Origin of the sequence: Bacteroides pyogenes DSM 20611 = JCM 6294 (assembly GCF_000428105.1) — a bacterium.
Classification (GTDB): Bacteria; Bacteroidota; Bacteroidia; order Bacteroidales; family Bacteroidaceae; genus Bacteroides; species Bacteroides pyogenes.
In genome coordinates, this window is the sequence record NZ_KE386625.1 from 45043 (window position 1) to 62669 (window position 17627).

The 17627-nt window shown below is 49.3% G+C and carries 18 protein-coding genes and 1 pseudogene; 11 read left to right on the top strand and 8 right to left on the bottom strand.

Annotation, left to right across the window (positions count from 1 at the left end; genetic code table 11):
- Positions 1 to 31: 31 nt before the first annotated feature.
- The 7 genes and pseudogenes from C234_RS16620 (at position 32) to C234_RS0115030 (ending at position 6327) form a co-directional block, all read left to right on the top strand.
- Positions 32 to 1260 (top strand): annotated as a pseudogene (locus C234_RS16620) (HD domain-containing protein).
- 82 nt (positions 1261 to 1342) lie between these two features.
- Positions 1343 to 2383: a UDP-3-O-(3-hydroxymyristoyl)glucosamine N-acyltransferase gene (gene lpxD / locus C234_RS0115005; protein WP_027326430.1), complete on the top strand. Its 1041-nt coding sequence runs from the start codon at positions 1343 to 1345 to the stop codon at positions 2381 to 2383.
- Between the two features lie 3 nt (positions 2384 to 2386).
- A complete protein-coding gene (locus C234_RS0115010) occupies positions 2387 to 3772 on the top strand; it encodes a bifunctional UDP-3-O-[3-hydroxymyristoyl] N-acetylglucosamine deacetylase/3-hydroxyacyl-ACP dehydratase (protein ID WP_027326431.1) in 1386 nt (461 codons plus the stop codon).
- Positions 3773 to 3789: 17 nt separating this feature from the next.
- A complete protein-coding gene (lpxA, locus tag C234_RS0115015) occupies positions 3790 to 4557 on the top strand; it encodes an acyl-ACP--UDP-N-acetylglucosamine O-acyltransferase (protein WP_027326432.1) in 768 nt (255 codons plus the stop codon).
- Between the two features lie 22 nt (positions 4558 to 4579).
- Positions 4580 to 5134 (top strand): IS1096 element passenger TnpR family protein, encoded by a 555-nt coding sequence (locus C234_RS0115020; RefSeq protein ID WP_027326433.1) that lies wholly within the window; start codon positions 4580 to 4582, stop codon positions 5132 to 5134.
- A gap of 33 nt (positions 5135 to 5167) precedes the next feature.
- Positions 5168 to 6064: a tRNA (adenosine(37)-N6)-dimethylallyltransferase MiaA gene (miaA, locus tag C234_RS0115025; protein ID WP_027326434.1), complete on the top strand. Its 897-nt coding sequence runs from the start codon at positions 5168 to 5170 to the stop codon at positions 6062 to 6064.
- A 47-nt stretch (positions 6065 to 6111) separates the two neighbouring features.
- The gene (locus C234_RS0115030; RefSeq protein WP_034540616.1) at positions 6112 to 6327 is read left to right on the top strand and encodes a hypothetical protein; all 216 of its coding nucleotides are present in this window, start codon (positions 6112 to 6114) and stop codon (positions 6325 to 6327) included.
- A gap of 426 nt (positions 6328 to 6753) precedes the next feature.
- Here the strand turns inward: C234_RS0115030 and C234_RS0115035 are convergent, their stop codons facing one another.
- The gene (locus C234_RS0115035) at positions 6754 to 7056 is read right to left on the bottom strand and encodes a hypothetical protein (RefSeq protein ID WP_021647337.1); all 303 of its coding nucleotides are present in this window, start codon (positions 7054 to 7056) and stop codon (positions 6754 to 6756) included.
- A gap of 155 nt (positions 7057 to 7211) precedes the next feature.
- Between C234_RS0115035 and C234_RS0115040 the strand changes: the two genes are divergently transcribed.
- From C234_RS0115040 to C234_RS0115050, 3 genes are read left to right on the top strand one after another with little or no spacing between them, the layout of a single operon-like run.
- A complete protein-coding gene (locus C234_RS0115040) occupies positions 7212 to 9422 on the top strand; it encodes a S9 family peptidase (protein WP_027326436.1) in 2211 nt (736 codons plus the stop codon).
- Positions 9422 to 10270 (top strand): lipoyl synthase, encoded by an 849-nt coding sequence (gene lipA, locus C234_RS0115045; RefSeq protein ID WP_021647339.1) that lies wholly within the window; start codon positions 9422 to 9424, stop codon positions 10268 to 10270. Before C234_RS0115040 ends, lipA begins: the two co-directional genes overlap by 1 nt.
- A gap of 56 nt (positions 10271 to 10326) precedes the next feature.
- Positions 10327 to 11445, top strand: coding sequence for a hypothetical protein (locus C234_RS0115050; protein WP_027326437.1), 1119 nt, complete (start codon positions 10327 to 10329; stop codon positions 11443 to 11445).
- Here C234_RS0115050 and C234_RS0115055 read toward each other — a convergent pair.
- From C234_RS0115055 to C234_RS0115065, 3 genes are read right to left on the bottom strand one after another with little or no spacing between them, the layout of a single operon-like run.
- Complete coding sequence (locus C234_RS0115055; RefSeq protein ID WP_027326438.1) at positions 11411 to 12115, bottom strand: SAM-dependent methyltransferase; 705 nt, start codon at positions 12113 to 12115, stop codon at positions 11411 to 11413. The two genes, C234_RS0115050 and C234_RS0115055, sit on opposite strands and share 35 nt — an antisense overlap.
- Before the next feature lie 32 nt (positions 12116 to 12147).
- Positions 12148 to 13152: a gliding motility protein GldB-related protein gene (locus C234_RS0115060; RefSeq protein ID WP_027326439.1), complete on the bottom strand. Its 1005-nt coding sequence runs from the start codon at positions 13150 to 13152 to the stop codon at positions 12148 to 12150.
- A 6-nt stretch (positions 13153 to 13158) separates the two neighbouring features.
- The gene (locus tag C234_RS0115065; protein ID WP_027326440.1) at positions 13159 to 14016 is read right to left on the bottom strand and encodes an enoyl-ACP reductase FabI; all 858 of its coding nucleotides are present in this window, start codon (positions 14014 to 14016) and stop codon (positions 13159 to 13161) included.
- Between the two features lie 176 nt (positions 14017 to 14192).
- On the opposite strand from C234_RS0115065, the gene C234_RS0115070 reads away from it, so the two are divergent.
- Entirely contained in the window at positions 14193 to 14846 is a 654-nt protein-coding gene (locus tag C234_RS0115070; protein ID WP_027326441.1) for an HAD family hydrolase, read from the top strand.
- A 62-nt stretch (positions 14847 to 14908) separates the two neighbouring features.
- Here the strand turns inward: C234_RS0115070 and C234_RS0115075 are convergent, their stop codons facing one another.
- From C234_RS0115075 to C234_RS17625, 4 genes are all read right to left on the bottom strand, one after another.
- Positions 14909 to 15289, bottom strand: coding sequence for a hypothetical protein (locus tag C234_RS0115075; RefSeq protein WP_021647347.1), 381 nt, complete (start codon positions 15287 to 15289; stop codon positions 14909 to 14911).
- The gene (locus tag C234_RS0115080) at positions 15267 to 16271 is read right to left on the bottom strand and encodes a peroxiredoxin family protein (RefSeq protein WP_081688176.1); all 1005 of its coding nucleotides are present in this window, start codon (positions 16269 to 16271) and stop codon (positions 15267 to 15269) included. The genes C234_RS0115075 and C234_RS0115080 overlap by 23 nt, the downstream gene beginning before the upstream one ends.
- Before the next feature lie 269 nt (positions 16272 to 16540).
- A complete protein-coding gene (locus tag C234_RS0115090; RefSeq protein WP_027326444.1) occupies positions 16541 to 17044 on the bottom strand; it encodes an HU family DNA-binding protein in 504 nt (167 codons plus the stop codon).
- A 404-nt stretch (positions 17045 to 17448) separates the two neighbouring features.
- Positions 17449 to 17589 carry a hypothetical protein gene (locus C234_RS17625; protein WP_154656432.1) on the bottom strand — a complete coding sequence of 47 codons (141 nt, stop codon included), beginning with the start codon at positions 17587 to 17589 and terminating at the stop codon, positions 17449 to 17451.
- Between the last annotated feature and the right edge of the window lie 38 nt (positions 17590 to 17627).

Genomic DNA, 17627 nt, shown 5'->3' on the forward strand with positions numbered 1-17627 from the left:
TTGCTCCATTAACCCGTTAAATATCGAAATTGTGATCCACGAAAGAAAGATAATCAACGATCCGGTATTCGGATTTATCCATATCCCGAAAGGACTCTTATACAACATTGTCCGCCACCCCCTGTTGCAGCGTCTCAACCGCATCAAGCAGGTAGGATTGTCTTCGGTGGTATATCCGGGAGCACAGCACACCCGCTTTCAGCACTCGTTGGGAGCTTTCCACCTCATGAGCGAAGCAATCACCCAACTGACATCGAAAGGCCATTTTATCTTCGACAGCGAAGCCGAAGCCGTGCAGGCGGCCATTCTGCTTCACGATATCGGTCACGGGCCTTTCTCGCATGTGCTCGAAGATACGATCGTGAAAGGAGTGTCTCACGAAGAGATTTCACTCATGCTCATGGAGCGTATGAACAAAGAGATGAACGGACAGCTCAGTCTCGCCATTCAGATTTTTAAGGACGAATACCCCAAACGCTTCCTGCACCAGCTCGTCAGCGGACAACTCGACATGGACAGGCTCGATTATCTCCGCCGCGACAGTTTCTACACGGGAGTCACCGAAGGGAATATCGGTTCGGCGCGTATCATCAAGATGCTCGATGTGGCAGACGACCATCTGGTTGTCGAATCCAAAGGCATCTATTCCATAGAAAACTTCCTTACGGCACGCCGACTGATGTATTGGCAGGTATATCTGCATAAGACATCCGTAGGTTACGAGCGCATGCTCATCAGCGCCTTATTGCGTGCCAAAGAGCTGGCATCTCAAGGTGTGGAGCTGTTTGCCTCTCCCTCGTTGCATTTCTTCCTGTACAACAACATCGACCATTCGGAGTTTTACAACAACCCCGAATGCCTGGAGCATTTCATCCAACTGGACGACAACGACATATGGACAGCCTTGAAAGTATGGAGCACACACTCCGACAAAGTTCTCGCCGTTTTAAGCCAAGGCATGATCAACCGGAACGTTTTTAAAGTGGAAGTTACATCCGAACCCGCCGGTGAAGAGAGAAAACAAGAACTCATTTCACGAATCAGCCGGCAGCTGAACATCTCACTTTCCGAAGCAAGCTATTTCGTCTCTACCCCCGGCATCGAAAGAAATATGTATAATCCCGCAGACGACAGTATCGACATTATCTACAAAGACGGAACAATAAAGAACATCGCCGAAGCATCGGACATGTTGAACATCTCGTTACTGTCGAAAAAGGTAAAAAATACTATCTCTGCTATCAGCGATTAGACAGGTAACTATAAAATAATCATTCCGGAATACGGAAATATGGAAAAAAAGTCCGTTATTTGTGGACTAATTTAATTTTAAAATAAAGATATGGAGTTTTCGGCTAAGCAAATTGCTGCATTTATCCAAGGGGAAATCGTAGGAGATGAAAATGCGACGGTCCATACATTCGCTAAAATAGAAGAGGGAATGCCCGGAGCTATTTCTTTCTTATCGAACCCCAAATATACACCTTATATATATGAGACGCAATCCAGCATCGTACTGGTGAACAAAGATTTCATTCCCGAACATGAGATAAAAACCACCCTCATCAAAGTAGACAATGCCTACGAAAGTCTGGCAAAGCTGCTTAATCTCTACGAAATGAGCAAGCCAAAGAAACAGGGGATCGATCCCCTGGCTTTTGTCGCTCCCGGCGCGAAAGTGGGCGAAAATGTATATATCGGCGCTTTTGCCTATATCGGTGAGAATGCGGAAATCGGAAACAATACTCAGATCTATCCGCACACCTTTGTGGGCGACGGCGTTAAAATAGGCGACAACTGCCTGCTTTATTCGAATGTCAACGTTTATCACGACTGCCGCATCGGCAACGAATGTATTCTTCATTCGGGAGCTGTGATCGGTGCCGACGGATTCGGATTCGCTCCCACTCCGAACGGATACGACAAGATACCGCAAATCGGTATCGTTGTCCTGGAAGATAAGGTAGATATAGGAGCAAACACCTGTATAGACCGCGCGACAATGGGCGCTACAGTCATACACAGCGGCGCGAAGATAGACAATCTTGTACAGATTGCCCACAACGATGAAATCGGTTCGCACACCGTGATGGCCGCCCAAGTGGGCATCGCCGGTTCTACCAAAATAGGAGAATGGTGTATGTTCGGCGGGCAGGTAGGCATTGCCGGACATATTACGATAGGAGACCGTGTAAATCTCGGTGCCCAATCGGGCGTTCCCGGAAGTATCAAATCCGACAGCCAGCTGATAGGCACTCCTCCTATGGAACCCAAGCCGTATTTCAAGGCAGCGGTCATGTCGAAAAAATTGCCGGACATGTACACCGAGTTGAGCAGTCTGCGCAAAGAGTTAGAAGAATTAAAACAACTACTAAACAAATAGCCAATGTTGAAACAAAAAACGCTGAAAGATAGCTTTTCACTGAGCGGAAAAGGTCTTCACACTGGACTTGATCTTACCGTAACATTCAATCCAGCTCCCGATAACCATGGATATAAGATCCAACGTCTCGACTTGGAGGGACATCCGATTATCGATGCTGTGGCCGATAATGTGACGGAAACTACCCGTGGAACGGTATTATCGAAAAACGGAGTCAAAGTAAGCACTATAGAACACGGGATGGCAGCCCTTTATGCTTTGGGAATAGACAACTGCCTCATTCAGGTCAACGGGCCGGAATTCCCCATTCTCGACGGTAGCGCACAGTATTACGTGCGAGAAATAGAGCGCGTAGGAACGGAAGAGCAGAATGCGGTAAAAGACTTCTATATCATCAAATCGAAAATAGAAGTCCGTGACGAATCAACAGGTTCATCCATCATCGTGCTTCCCGACGAGAATTTCAGCCTGAACGTTCTGGTGTCTTACGATTCTACCATCATACCGAATCAGTTCGCCACGCTCGAAGATATGGACAAATTCAAAGACGAAGTGGCAGCCAGCCGTACTTTCGTTTTTGTCCGCGAAATAGAACCGTTGCTGTCGGCAGGACTCATCAAAGGGGGCGACCTGGACAACGCAATCGTTATTTACGAGCGCAAAATGTCGCAGGAGAACTTCGACAAACTGGCGGACATCATGGGAGTATCCCGCATGAATGCCGACCAACTGGGTTATATCAACCATAAACCATTGGTATGGCCCAACGAATGCGCCCGCCACAAATTGCTGGACGTAATCGGCGACCTTGCACTTATCGGCAAGCCGATTAAAGGACGCATCATCGCCACCCGTCCGGGACACACGATCAACAACAAATTCGCCCGCCAGATGCGGAAAGAAATCCGCCTGCACGATATTCAGGCGCCTGCTTACGATTGCAGCGCCGAACCGATAATGGATGTGAACCGCATCCGCGAGTTGCTTCCCCACCGTTATCCTTTCCAATTGGTGGACAAAGTAATCGAAATCGGCGCCAACTACATCGTAGGTGTTAAAAATATCACCTCCAACGAGCCTTTCTTCCAGGGACACTTCCCGCAAGAACCTGTCATGCCGGGTGTTCTTCAGGTAGAAGCAATGGCGCAGGTAGGCGGTTTGCTCGTACTGAATTCGGTAGACGAGGCAGAGCGTTACTCTACCTACTTCATGAAAATAGACGGTGTGAAGTTTCGCCAGAAAGTAGTTCCGGGCGACACACTCGTTTTCCGTGTAGAACTGCTGGCTCCGATCCGTCGAGGCATTTCCACCATGAAAGGATACGCTTTTGTCGGTGAAAAAATAGTTTGTGAGGCGGAATTCATGGCGCAAATAGTAAAAAACAAATAACATATTCCCAATCAGTTATGATAAGTCCCTTAGCTTATATACACCCCGAAGCAAAGATAGGAGAGAACGTAGAAATCGCACCTTTCGTATACATCGATAAGAACGTAGTGATAGGCGACAACAACAAGATCATGGCCAATGCCAATATCTTGTACGGTTCGCGCATAGGAAACGGAAATACAATATTTCCGGGCGCGGTAATCGGAGCCATTCCGCAAGACCTCAAGTTTCGCGGCGAAGAAACCACGGCGGAGATCGGAGACAATAACCTGATCCGCGAAAACGTAACCATCAACCGAGGAACCTCTGCAAAAGGACGAACCGTAGTGGGAAGCAACAACCTGCTGATGGAAAGCGCACATGTGGCTCACGACGCGATTATAGGAAACGGCTGCATCATCGGCAACTCCACCAAGATGGCCGGAGAAATTGTCATCGACGATAACGCGATAGTGAGCGCGAACGTGCTGATGCACCAGTTCTGCCACGTGGGCGGATATGTGATGATACAGGGCGGCTCGCGTTTCAGCAAAGATATTCCTCCTTACATCATCGCAGGACGCGAACCCATCGCATTCTCGGGTATCAATATCATCGGATTGCGCCGCCGCGGATTCTCTAACGAAACGATAGAAAGTATTCACAACGCATACCGCATCATTTATCAAAGCGGGCTCAACACAAGCGACGCTTTGAAAAAGATCGAAGATGAGTTTGAAAAGACGAACGAAATCAATTATATCATCAATTTCATCCGAAGTTCGGAACGCGGAATCATCAAATAAGAACTCAAAAAACTAAGGCAACATGATATACAGATTTACAATCATATCTGATGAAGCCGACGACTTTGTCAGAGAAATACAGATTGATCCGGAAGCTACATTCTTCGACTTTCACAAGGCGATACTGGAGTGTACCGGTTACACCGACGACCAGATGACTTCGTTCTTCATCTGCGACGACGACTGGGAGAAAGACAAAGAAGTGACATTGGAAGAGATGGATGACAATCCGGAAATGGACAGTTGGGTGATGAAAGACACGGTGGTCAGCGAACTGGTAGAAGACGAAAAGCAGAAGTTGCTGTACGTGTTCGACTACATGACAGAACGTTGCTTCTTCATCGAATTGTCCGAAATCATCACCGGAAAAGAGATCAAAGGAGCCAAATGCACCAAAAAAAGCGGAGAAGCACCCAAACAGACTGTCGATTTCGAAGAGATGGCCTCAACGGGCAACTCGCTCGATCTGGACGAAAGTTTCTACGGAGACCAGGATTTCGACATGGAAGATTTCGATCAGGAGGGATTCGATATGGGAGGAGATGCCGGCGGATCTTTCGATGACGACAAATATTGAGCAACGGACATTTGACTTAAAATTTCCATCGTATTGGGTACTCTCATCGTCCTCATAGGTCCTACCGGAGTAGGAAAGACAGAATTAAGCCTTCGGTTAGCCGAAGGCTTTCAAACTTCTATTGTTTCGGCCGATTCCAGGCAGCTTTATGCCGACCTGAAAATCGGAACAGCCGCCCCCACTGAGGAACAATTGAAAAGAGTTCCCCATTATCTCGTCGGCACACTGCGGCTGACCGACTACTACAGCGCCGCGCAATACGAAGCGGAAGCGATGGAAATTCTCAACCGGCTATTCACCCGGCGAGACGTGGTGATTCTTACAGGCGGATCGATGATGTATGTGGATGCCGTCTGCAAAGGAATCGACGATATTCCCACCGTGGATGAAGATACGCGCCGGACTATGCTGCAAAGATATGAGACGGAAGGATTGGAACCACTCTGTGCCGAGCTCCGCCTCCTCGATCCGGAGTATTACCGCATCGTAGACCTGAAGAATCCCAAGCGCGTGATCCATGCGCTCGAAATCTGCTACATGACGGGGCGTACCTATACTTCTTTCCGCACCCGGCAGACAAAGGAACGCCCGTTCCGCATCTTGAAAATAGGATTAAAGCGCGACCGCGAAGAACTTTACGGGCGTATCAACCAACGGGTGGACGAAATGATGAAAGACGGGCTGCTGGACGAGGTTCGTTCGGTGCTTCCTTACCGCCACCTGAACTCGCTCAACACAGTAGGCTACAAAGAACTCTTCAAATATCTCGACGGCGAATGGGAACTTCCGTTCGCTATTGAAAAAATCAAGCAAAATTCCCGCATTTACTCCCGCAAACAGATGACATGGTTCAAGCGCGACGAAGAGATACGCTGGTTCCACCCCGAACAGGAAACGGAGATTCGCGCCTATATTCAGGAAATGCTCTGACGGCGTAAAAAGGGAAAAGAGACTGTTCCCCCTTTCGCCCTTTCCCCATGCTTAATGATGGCTTTTCCCCTACCGTTGCCGCCATGTTCTTCACAACCTCCGGACTCAAAGTATCCGCAGCCGGACAGTCCGCCTCTTTTCCGTCGATAAAGAACAAAGGCTTATCCGTTGCCGGCACACCGATTAAAGAAACTCCCATCCGTACGTCCGGAATCCGTATGAAGATGATCGCCGAAGCCGATGACGGACAGTCCGCTCCGTAATGCTATAGTGAGAAAAAAGTTTCCCACCGGGGAAACTTTTGTTTCAATAGCGGGAAACTTTTGTTTCCCCAGTGGGAAACTATTGTTTCATCGGTGGGAAACTAAATGAAACATACGGCTTAGGAGTCAACACTGTGTTTTTAGTTGACCACTTTACGGCTTATTTGCAAAGTCGGTTGACTCAGTTAATACTTATTTTTATTAGAAGTTGACGCTCGTTTGGGCTTATCCGAGTCGAAGAACTGATACTGCAACATCCTGTCGGGCCTCTTACGAGTCAACACTGTGTTTATTTGAGGACTGTCGGCGCAATATCCTGCGTGGCGAAGTAAATCTTCCTCCCGCACAAAGAAATTCTTCCGTTTGCACGAAGCAGATTTTCCGTTTGAATGAAAAGATGATTTTACAATCCGTCCGATACGGAAGCTATCCGCAAATCTTATCGAATATGAAATGCCCGATGAAGAACAAATCGGCCATGAAGACAAAACTGAATATCAGAAAAGTAAAGCAGGTGCTCCAACGCGCGCCTTTCTCCTCCCCTCCCCGCTTGATGCGGAGCAGCGAGCTGTACAAACAGTCGCCGGCTATGAAAAGCACGAAAATACTCGGTATCAGGTCTCCCCATGAAGTAAGCCACAAGCGATCTCCTTTCCCCATGAGGAATGTCAACACCACCGCCAATAGAAAAACAGAGGCGTATTGCAGATCTTTTCGTTTCGAGTTCATAACGTCCGGTTCTAAAGGTTCATAGACAAAGATAAAAAATCTCCATCAATAATCCATCATACAAGCCGATAAAAACAAAGCATGTTTTGCCGAATCTAAGTTTATTGTTACTTTTGCAGGTATGAATAAAAAAATATAACTACGATATCAGAACCATGAAGAAGATAAGTATCGCCCTTTTTCTCTGCCTGCTTTGCCTCGCCGGAATGGCGCAAGGCAGAAAGAACCTGAGTCTGGAAGAAGTGACATCGGGACGTTTTCGACCGGAAAACATACACGGAGTAATCCCGATGCCGGACGGAGAATATTATACACAGATGAACGACAGCCGTACGCAAATCGTGAAATACTCGTTCAAAACGGGCGAAAAGGTAGAAGTGCTGTTCGATGTTTCCACAGCCCGCGAATGCGACTTCAAACACTTCGACAGTTACCGGTTTTCACCCGACGGACAGAAACTGCTGATCGCAACAGAAACCCAACCCGTGTATCGACGCTCGTATACGGCCGTGCACTATATCTATCCGCTCAAACGGAACGATAAGGGAGTAACCACGCACAACATCATCGAAAAGCTCTCCGACGGAGGACCTCAGCAGGTTCCGGTCTTTTCGCCCGACGGAACAATGGTTGCCTTCGTACGGGAGAACAACATCTTCCTCGTGAAATTACTTTACGGCAACAGCGAAAGCCAAGTGACCGAAGACGGTAAAAGAAACGCTGTGCTGAACGGAATCCCCGACTGGGTATATGAAGAAGAATTCAGCTTCAACCGGGCATTGGAGTTCAGCGCCGACAATACGATGATTGCCTTCGTACGCTTCGACGAATCGGCGGTTCCCTCCTACTCCTTCCCGCTGTTTGCCGGACAGTCGCCTCATCTCAGGCAGTTTGACGACTATCCGGGCGAATACGTCTACAAGTATCCGAAAGCGGGATATCCTAATTCGAAGGTAGAAGTACGCACGTTCGACATAAAGTCGCGCGTCACCCGCACCATGAAGCTGCCTCTGGATGCCGACGGATATATTCCCCGCATCCGCTTCACCCAAGATGCCGGCAAACTGGCCATCATGACGCTGAACCGCCATCAGGACCGCTTCGACCTTTATTTCGCCGATCCCCGCTCTACGCTCTGCAAACTGGTGGTACGCGACGAATCGCCTTATTACATCAAAGAGAATGTTTTCGATAATATCCGCTTCTATCCCGAAGGCTTCAGCATGCTTAGCGAACGCGACGGATACAGCCATTTATACTGGTACAGCATGGGCGGAAACCTCATCAAGAAAGTAACCGACGGCAAGTACGAAGTAAAAGAATTTTTGGGATACGACGCAACCGACGGCAGCTTCTACTACACCGCCAACGAAGAAAGCCCGATGCGTAAAGCCGTTTACAAAACGGACAAGAAAGGGAAGAAAACCAAACTCTCGCAGCACGAAGGCACCAACACGCCGCTGTTCAGCCAAACGATGAAGCACTACATGAACAAGTTCTCCGACCTGAAAACTCCCCTGCTCATCACGCTGAACGACAACAACGGGAAAACGCTGAAAACACTCGCAGACAATAAGGAGCTGCAGCAGACGCTGGCAGAATATGCCATTCCGGAAAAAGAATTCTTCAGCTTCCGGACGTCCGACGGCGTGACGTTGAACGGATGGATGATGAAACCGATCGGTTTTTCGGCTTCGAAGCAATATCCGGTTCTTATGTATCAATACAGCGGACCGGGCTCTCAGGAAGTGCGCGACACTTGGAACATCAGTTGGGAAACCTACATGGCGACTCAGGGATTCGTAGTGGTTTGCGTAGACGGTCGCGGAACCGGCGGACGGGGAGAGGCATTCGAAAAATGCACTTACCTGAAGATAGGCGTACAGGAAGCCAAAGACCAAGTGGAAACCGCCCTCTATCTGGGGAACCAACCGTATGTGGACAAAGACCGTATCGGCATTTGGGGATGGAGCTACGGAGGATACATGACGCTGATGAGCATGAGCGAAGGAACGCCCGTATTCAAAGCCGGAGTCGCCGTAGCCGCTCCCACCGACTGGCGTTACTACGATTCGGTATATACCGAACGGTTCATGCGTACGCCGAAAGAGAATGCCGAAGGATATAAGGCGTCTTCGGCATTCACCCGTGCCGGGAAGCTGCATGGCAATCTCCTTTTGGTGCATGGCATGGCGGACGATAACGTTCACTTCCAGAATTGTACGGAATATGCCGAACATCTGGTGCAACTGGGCAAACAATTCGACATGCAGGTATATACCAACCGAAACCACGGCATATACGGCGGAAAAACACGCCTGCACCTGTACACACGCCTTACCAACTTCTTTAAAAACAATCTGTAATGGCTGAGAGAGTACGTAAACCGGAATGGCTAAAAATCAGCATCGGAAGCAACGAGCGGTACACCGAGACGAAAAAGATTGTCGACTCGCACTGCCTGCATACGATATGCAGCAGCGGACGTTGCCCGAACATGGGCGAATGTTGGGGGAAGGGAACAGCAACATTCATGATAGGCGGAGATATCTGTACGCGCAGTTGCAAATTCTGCAACACGCAAACGGGACGCCCGCGCCCGCTCGATGAGCGGGAACCTGTACATGTGGCGGAATCTGTGGCGCTAATGAAGCTGGGCCATGCGGTGGTAACCTCCGTCGACCGCGACGATCTTCCCGATCTGGGTGCGGAACATTGGGCACGCACCATTCGCGAAATCAAACGCCTCAACCCTCAAACCACGCTCGAAGTACTCATACCCGACTTTCAAGGACGGATGGAGCTGGTGGATAAAGTAATCGAGGCAGGGCCGGACATCATTTCACACAACATGGAGACGGTGCGACGCATCAGTCCGCACGTGCGCAGCGCAGCCGATTATGAAACCAGCCTGCGAGTCATCGGACATATATCGAAAAGCGGAACGAAATCGAAAAGCGGCATCATGGTGGGTCTGGGAGAAAGCCCGGAAGAAGTGGAAACATTAATGGACGACTTGCTGGCAGTGGGATGCGGCATCCTCACCATCGGGCAGTACCTTCAGCCTACCCGCCGGCATTATCCTGTGGCAGAGTATATTACTCCGCAACAGTTTGCACGGTACAAACAAATCGGACTGGCAAAAGGATTCAAAATTGTGGAAAGTGCCCCGCTCGTACGCTCTTCATACCATGCGGAGAAACACATCGGATGAAAAACAAAAAAGATTCATCGGTTGTTTTATGAGAAAGATCGATGCATAAAACAAAGATGAACTACAAAGGAGTACTGTCTTCCGCATTCAATATGTCACTGGGTTTTATCCCCGTTATCATATCCATTCTGCTATGTGAAATCATAACGCAAGACATCGCCGCCTATATCGGTACAGGTATCGGTATGGCGCTGATATATTTATTATCCAAACGCAAAGGAATCAGCGTACCCAATTTTATATTATGCATTTCAACGGGAGTGTTGTTTCTTCTTTCGCTGGTGAACATAATTACCCCCAATTACATTCCCGACGGTTATCTTCCTGTCACTTTGGAAGTCAGCATACTCACCTTTATGTTGATTTTATACATGCACCGGAAAAAGTTTATCAACCATTTTTTAGGCCAAATAGAAGCGTGCAACAAACGGCTGTTCGCACAAGGAGCCGAATCGGCCGTCGTATCGGCACGAATCGTTCTTTTATTCGGAGCATTGCATTTCATCGTCATGAGTATTATTCTGGCTGTACAATGTCCCATAAGCGCGACAAACACGCTTATTCTCTACCGGATATTTCCTCCTGCGGTATTCATTGCAAGCATTTTATTCAACCAAATCGCCATCCGGTATTTCAACAACCTGATGTCTCATACCGAATACGTGCCTATCGTAGACAGAAAAGGGAAAGTGATTGGGAAAAGCCTCGCCATAGAGGCAATCAACTACAAAAACGCTTACATCAACCCGGTGATACGGATAGCTGTGTCCGCCGGCGGTATGTTGTTCCTTTGCAGCAGGCCCATGTCCGCCATTCTGGATAAAGGGAAGACGGATATTCCCATGGAATGTTACCTTCGCTATGGAGAAACATTATCGGAAGGCGTAGCCCGCCTGCTGCGAAACTCGCTTCCTCAGGCACAGGAAAGCGAACCGACATTCAACATTGTATATCATTTCGAAAATGAAGTGACCAATCGGCTCATCTATCTCTTTATTATCGACCTGAAAGACGACTCGATTCTCTGCAACACGCATTTTAAGAACGGCAAATTATGGAGTTTCAAGCAGATTCAGGAGAATCTGGGCAAAGGTTTCTTCAGCAGTTGCTTCGAGGACGAATACGAACACCTGAAAGAAGTCATTTGTATAAGAGAAAAATACAAGGAATCTTAGACAGGTCGGGTACATGCCCCTTCCATTCTTTTACGCTGCGAGTCTGAATATATTCGCCTTCGCAGGTGATATCGGCAGCGATGCAAAACTTCGTTTGCGGACGGCAATGCTTCAAAATGTCGTCCACCATCTTATGATTGCGGTAAGGGGTTTCGATGAAAAGCTGCGTCTGGTTCTCGGCATAGATGCGCTGTTCCAACTGTTTCAACCGTTTGATGCGTTCGACGGGATCGATAGGCAGATAGCCGTGAAAAGCAAAGCTTTGCCCATTGAACCCCGACGCCATCACCGAAAGGATAATGGACGACGGACCTACCAAAGGGACGACTTTCAGCTTCTTGCGCTGGGCAATGGCGACTACATCCGCGCCCGGGTCGGCCACAGCGGGGCAGCCGGCTTCGGATATCACTCCCATCGAAGAGCCTGCGAGCAAAGGTTCCAGATACCCTGAAATGGCTTCGGGTGACGTATGTTTGTTCAGAGGATAGAAAGTCAGCGCGTCGATATCAATTTCACGGTCTGTTTTCTTCAGAAAACGGCGGGCCGACCGGATGTCTTCGACAATAAAATGCCGAATGTTGCGAATGATTTCTCTGTTGTAAGGCGGCAATACCCGATCGATCGGCGTATCGCCCAGCGTTACAGGCAATAGGTAAAGAGCTGTTTCCACTTTCTTGGTTTGAAGTTTAAAATAATTAAGAGTCAGGACTTCATATAGCCCGACTCTTTCAACATCTCGTGATAATCGGTCGTTTCCAGCAAGTCTTTTATTGTGGCGCGCTTATGCTTTTTCATATAAGCGGATACGATTTTCGCGCCCAACCAGATTCCCACCGACGGCGGAACGTCTTTTTCCAAGAAGTCGACAGAAGGGGCAGCCTTCATGTAATAACGGATAATCATCGGATCGCGCGCGTACAAATGGTCGTTATCACGAATATATGCCCAAACATCTTTCTCGTTCTTCTTGCACCAGGCTGTTTCTTTGGGTGAGTACCCCATCGTTTGGCCGATATCACGGTAGTCGAGCAGGCTTTGCACCACATAATTGATTTTACCGTAGTGTATCATCCAATCGACGAGGCAAGTACTTTCACAATACTCCATCCCGTAACGGCTGAGAAGATAGAATACCAAACAATCGGGCACAATCCGCTCGGGACGCATGGAACGACACTGATAGTCGTAATAAAAACGTTTGTAAAGCGGATAATCTTCTCCCATGTATTTGTCGAGACTGATTCCAAGCAGGGTATCGATCAGAATAATAGACTCGTTGAATGCGGATACTTGCGAGTAAATGAATGGCACTTGCGTGTCGGGGACTTCTTTTTTCAGCTTTCCGAAGCCTTTGGTCAGTCCTTTCTCCACCTCTTCCAAATCGGGGAATTTATGATCCACATCGTTCAGCAGGCGCAAGAGAGTAGTATCCGAATAGAAATGTTGCAGGCGTTGCGCAATGGTGTCACCGTCCACGGTCCCGATAGCCAGTACGTCTTCAATCAGGATTTTAGTGGGCAACTGATAATCCATCGTTATTTTCTGCATAGCAGAAAAACTGTTGGAGCGAACATACTCGCCCAACAGCTTGTCATATCTCAAGACCGAAATCTCTTCTTTCCGGTCTGTCATTTTCCCGGAGCCTATCCGGCAAGAGCCGAGAAGGATGGCCATCCCTACTATAAGAAGAGTATTCCGTTTCTTCATCTTTACTTATCCGTAAATGATGTTGCCTTCTTCGTCTTTGTACTCATCCAATCCCTTCTCGTAGGTAGCCATCGCCCGAAGACTCATTCCGATACTGGAGAATCCTCCGTCGTGGAACAAATTCTGCATGGTCACTTTACGTGTCAGGTCGGAGAACATGACGATACAATAATCGGCACATTCTTCAGCGGAAGCGTTACCCAGCGGAGACATGCAGTTGGCAAAATCGTACAGCTTATCCATTCCTTTCACACCCGAACCGGCTGTGGTAAACGTAGGCGATTGCGAAATAGTATTCACACGTACATTATGCTCGCGGCCATAAATATAACCGAAGCTGCGGGCGATGGATTCCAACAACGCTTTGGCATCCGCCATATCGTTGTAACCATAGAAGGTACGTTGTGCCGCCACATAGCTCAAAGCGACAATCGACCCGTAATCGGCAATCGCATTCAGCTTCTTCGCCGATTGAATCATCTTATGGAATGAAACGGCGGAAATATCCAACGTCTTATCCAGCATTCCGTAATCAAGATCATCGTAAGTACGCTTCTTCCGCACGTTGGGCGACATACCGATGGAGTGCAGTACGAAATCTATTTTTCCTCCCAGCACTTCCATGGAAGTCTTGAACACATTCGCCAGATCTTCCACATTAGTAGCGTCGGCGGGAATCACCCGGCAATTCAGCTTCTGAGCCAAAGCGTCGACTTCACCCATACGGATAGCCATCGGAGTATTTGATAATGTTATTGTCGCTCCTTCTTCCACCGCGCGCTCCGCCACTTTCCAAGCAATGGACTGGTCGTTCAACGCGCCGAAGATAATCCCTCTTTTTCCTTTCAACAAGTTGTAACTCATATAGTATAATAGTTAAATTTTGTGCAAAGATAGGAACTTTCTGCATAAAAACATGAGAAGTGTGCAAAAATACTCGAAAACACTCAAAGAAAGTCGACACCGGAACATAAAACCATTTTCTTTTCTACCTTTGCAAGCGAATATTTCAAAAAATTGTAATGCAAATAAAAAGCCGAATGAAAAAACTGGTCATCTTCGATCTCGACGGAACACTCCTGAATACCATAGCCGACTTGGCAAACAGTACCAATTATGCACTAAACAAACTGGGATATCCTACACATGAAGTAGCAAAATACAACTTCATGGTGGGAAACGGCATCAACAAACTGTTTGAACGGGCATTGCCCGAAGGAGAAAAAACACAGGAGAATGTCCTCCGCGTACGCAACGAATTCATCCCCTATTACGATATTCACAACGCCGACGACAGCCGTCCTTATCCGGGCATTCCCGAATTGTTGCAGTCGTTACAATCGAAAGGTATCCGAATAGCCGTAGCCTCCAACAAATATCAGGCTGCCACTGAAAAACTCATTGCCCACTACTTCCGGGAGATACGGTTCACAGCCGTATTCGGTCAGCGCGAAGGAATAAATGTAAAGCCCGACCCCGCCATTGTTTTTGATATTCTAAAACCGGCAAATATAAAGAAAGAAGATGTGCTTTACGTCGGCGATTCGGGAGTAGACATGCAAACAGCTGCCAATGCAGGAATCACGGCCTGCGGGGTGACATGGGGCTTCCGTCCGAGAACAGAGCTGGAACAGTTTCATCCGGCATATATTGCAGACAGTCCGGAAGAAATAACGGACTTGGTGCAGGCATGAAGCCGAGAGGATGATTCGGGATATGAGGATGCCTTTAAGCGTTCTTCGGAGAAAACGTATGTTCAATTGCTGTCCGTACCTCCGGCGTTTCCCCGGGAGAAAGCCTCCGTTTCCTCTTCCAGAACAGCCAGCAGGGAATCGTTGTCCATCAGGAACAAAGCCGGATATTCCTCCAGAATGCGGTCTACCATAGCCAGTTCGTACGCATAGCATTCCTGCATGCGCAAATAAGCGGCGCATAGCGCATGCAGGCTTGCCCCCTCCGAGTTTTCATCGATTTCAGACTCTTGCAGCTGCTTCAGGCGAGCATTGAACAGACGGGCCTTTTTTAGGTCTCGTTTGCGCCAAAGGTATATTTGCATGAGATAATAGACTTGGAGCTTGGCGTAGAGAATCGACAACTCCGTGCGTATGTTCGCATTATGGGATAAAAGAGTGTCCATGATTTTGAGTTTTGGGATATCGGCCGGCTTCACCACATCCCGATGCAGGAAGTGGCGATAAGGCAGGCAAGCTACGGATCAGCCCTGTTTCTTCCAACGTACAGTACGAACCGGCCACACGCCCGTCCGGATTCACTAATACAAGGGTCGGTATAAATGCCACACCGTAAACCTCGAAGTCGGGACTGCGGAAACCACGGGAATCATGCAATTTCGTAGCCCAAGGCAATGAGGCGGCACGGGAAGAGAATGTATGTTCGTCTTCGTCCGAAGCGATGGAAACCACACGAATGCCTATTCCTTTAAGGGTGGCATAGAATCCGCACAAGTCCCGCAGAACGGATTCGCAGCCGGGACAATCCGTCTCATAAAACAGCAACAACGTGGGGCCGGCCGATACCGACGGGACAGTACGCGACAGACAGGGGGCCCTCTTCCCCACAAGCAGCAGGCGGGTGAGCAGACGGCGGGCAATGTCGTCCGGATGGGCAGGGTCGGCATCGATGCCCATGCATGCGGCGGCGGTAACCGCTGCCGCATCGTTCATGCCATGCTCCGACAAGCATTCCGCCACGGGGCGCAACATCTCTTCCGCACACCGCTGCCTGCCTGCGCCGATCAGCCGGGCGGCAAGGCGTTTCATATCGGCGCAGAAACGTTCGGAAGCAAGAGTGGTTGCTACCTCGGGTTTCTCCGCTTTCATCACTGCGTCGTATAAGACGTACGAATCTGCCCATACACGCATGTAGTCGTATCTGTGTGGAAAGGCAAGGAGCGTGTCGGGCGGGAGCGTGTCCGCTACGTAATGCTGTTCACGACGCAGGGCAGGCGTGTCGTCTGTCACAAGAGCATGTAGCAGCCGCATGTAACGGCTTTCTATTTCCGATTCTTCTCCTTGTTTCCGGCTCCGGCATCCGCAGCAGAGGGCGGACAAAAGGAAGAGAGCAGGCAATAGAGCGAGGAAGTCATGTAGTTTGTTCATAGGTTCTTTTAAGTCTGGCCGGCGGACTTTTAAGTCCGGCGGTCGGGGCTTTTGAGTTTTTTTTAAGTCTGGCCGGCAGGTCTTTTAAGCTTGGTCTGTGGCGTTGCCGGAGATTCCCTTGTTTCCCTTTACCTCTCCGGAAATCCCGGCACCGGGAGTGTGAGTACACAACATGTTATGAGGCAAAAGGAGAGTAGGGCTTCGGGCAACACCGCAGCTGTTTCACGGATGAAAACTTCTTGCAGGATTCTGCCTTGCAAGCCCGCCTTTTATGCACCCGGGTCGGGAGCCTCTCCGTGTCCGCCGGGGCCTCCTCCCGGCAAGGGGGTGCCGCCTCCGGGATTGTTTTGCGTGCCTCCCGGCTGTGAGGTTGTTCCACCCCATTCTTCCCAGAACACTTCGTTGGAGACAAGCGAGCGGGTAGCTATTTTATTGCCTGTGGTGCGGGTCGATTCGGGGATGAAGCGTACGCGTACGCCCGTGATTTGCTTGGCCGACACCTCCTCCGCGGTGTCTGCACCCTTGCCCGAGGCGTTCGCCGTGTAGTAGAACGTGCCCACCCCTTCGAGTTTCACGGTGCGTCCCTGCGCCATGTAGTCCGCCAGTACGCTGCCCAAATCCTTGAGCACGGCGAACGTGTCGGCACGGCTCACGGTGGAGATTTGCGACAATCGGTCGGCCACTTGGTCCGTTGTTACCGGTTTGCCCACCGTCACGGCGCGTGGATACCACTTGCCGTTGATTTTTTGTTTCACTTTCTTAAAAAATGCCATAATAATAATATTTAAGTTTGTTAATAAAGATTTGTTCTTTCATGCTCTTGCGCGTTGTTTTTCCGGAGTTTCCGAAGAAAGGTGTATTCCTTTTTCCCGCCTCTCCGGGCTTTCGCGCTTCATGCTTGTGCGGCTCCCGCTTTCGTCGTCTTCGGTGTATTTCCGCCCCCTATCACGGGCTCGGCGGATACCCCTCCTGCAAGGGCTTCCTGAGGGGGGGGGGGGGGGGACCACGGTGACGGACTGTGGTATCCTCAGTGACGGACCGTGGTACCCTCAGTGACGGACCGTGTTACTCTCAGTGACGGACCGTGTCCCCTCGGTGGCGGCCGTGTTACTCTCGGTAAGAGACCGTGAACCCTCAGTGACAGACCGTGTTACTCTCGGTAAGAGACCGTGAACCCTCAGTGACGGGCCGTGGTTTTCGCAGTGTCGGCTTTTTCACAGTTCGATGCCGCGCCGTCTTTTCCACCTACTCTTTCCCTGCCCAATTCCCCGTCTCTTCTGTTCTGTTTTCCGGGCTGGGGTAGAGGCGTTCGACTCATTTCCGTGGAGGATTTTGTTCGTCGGGAATGTACATATT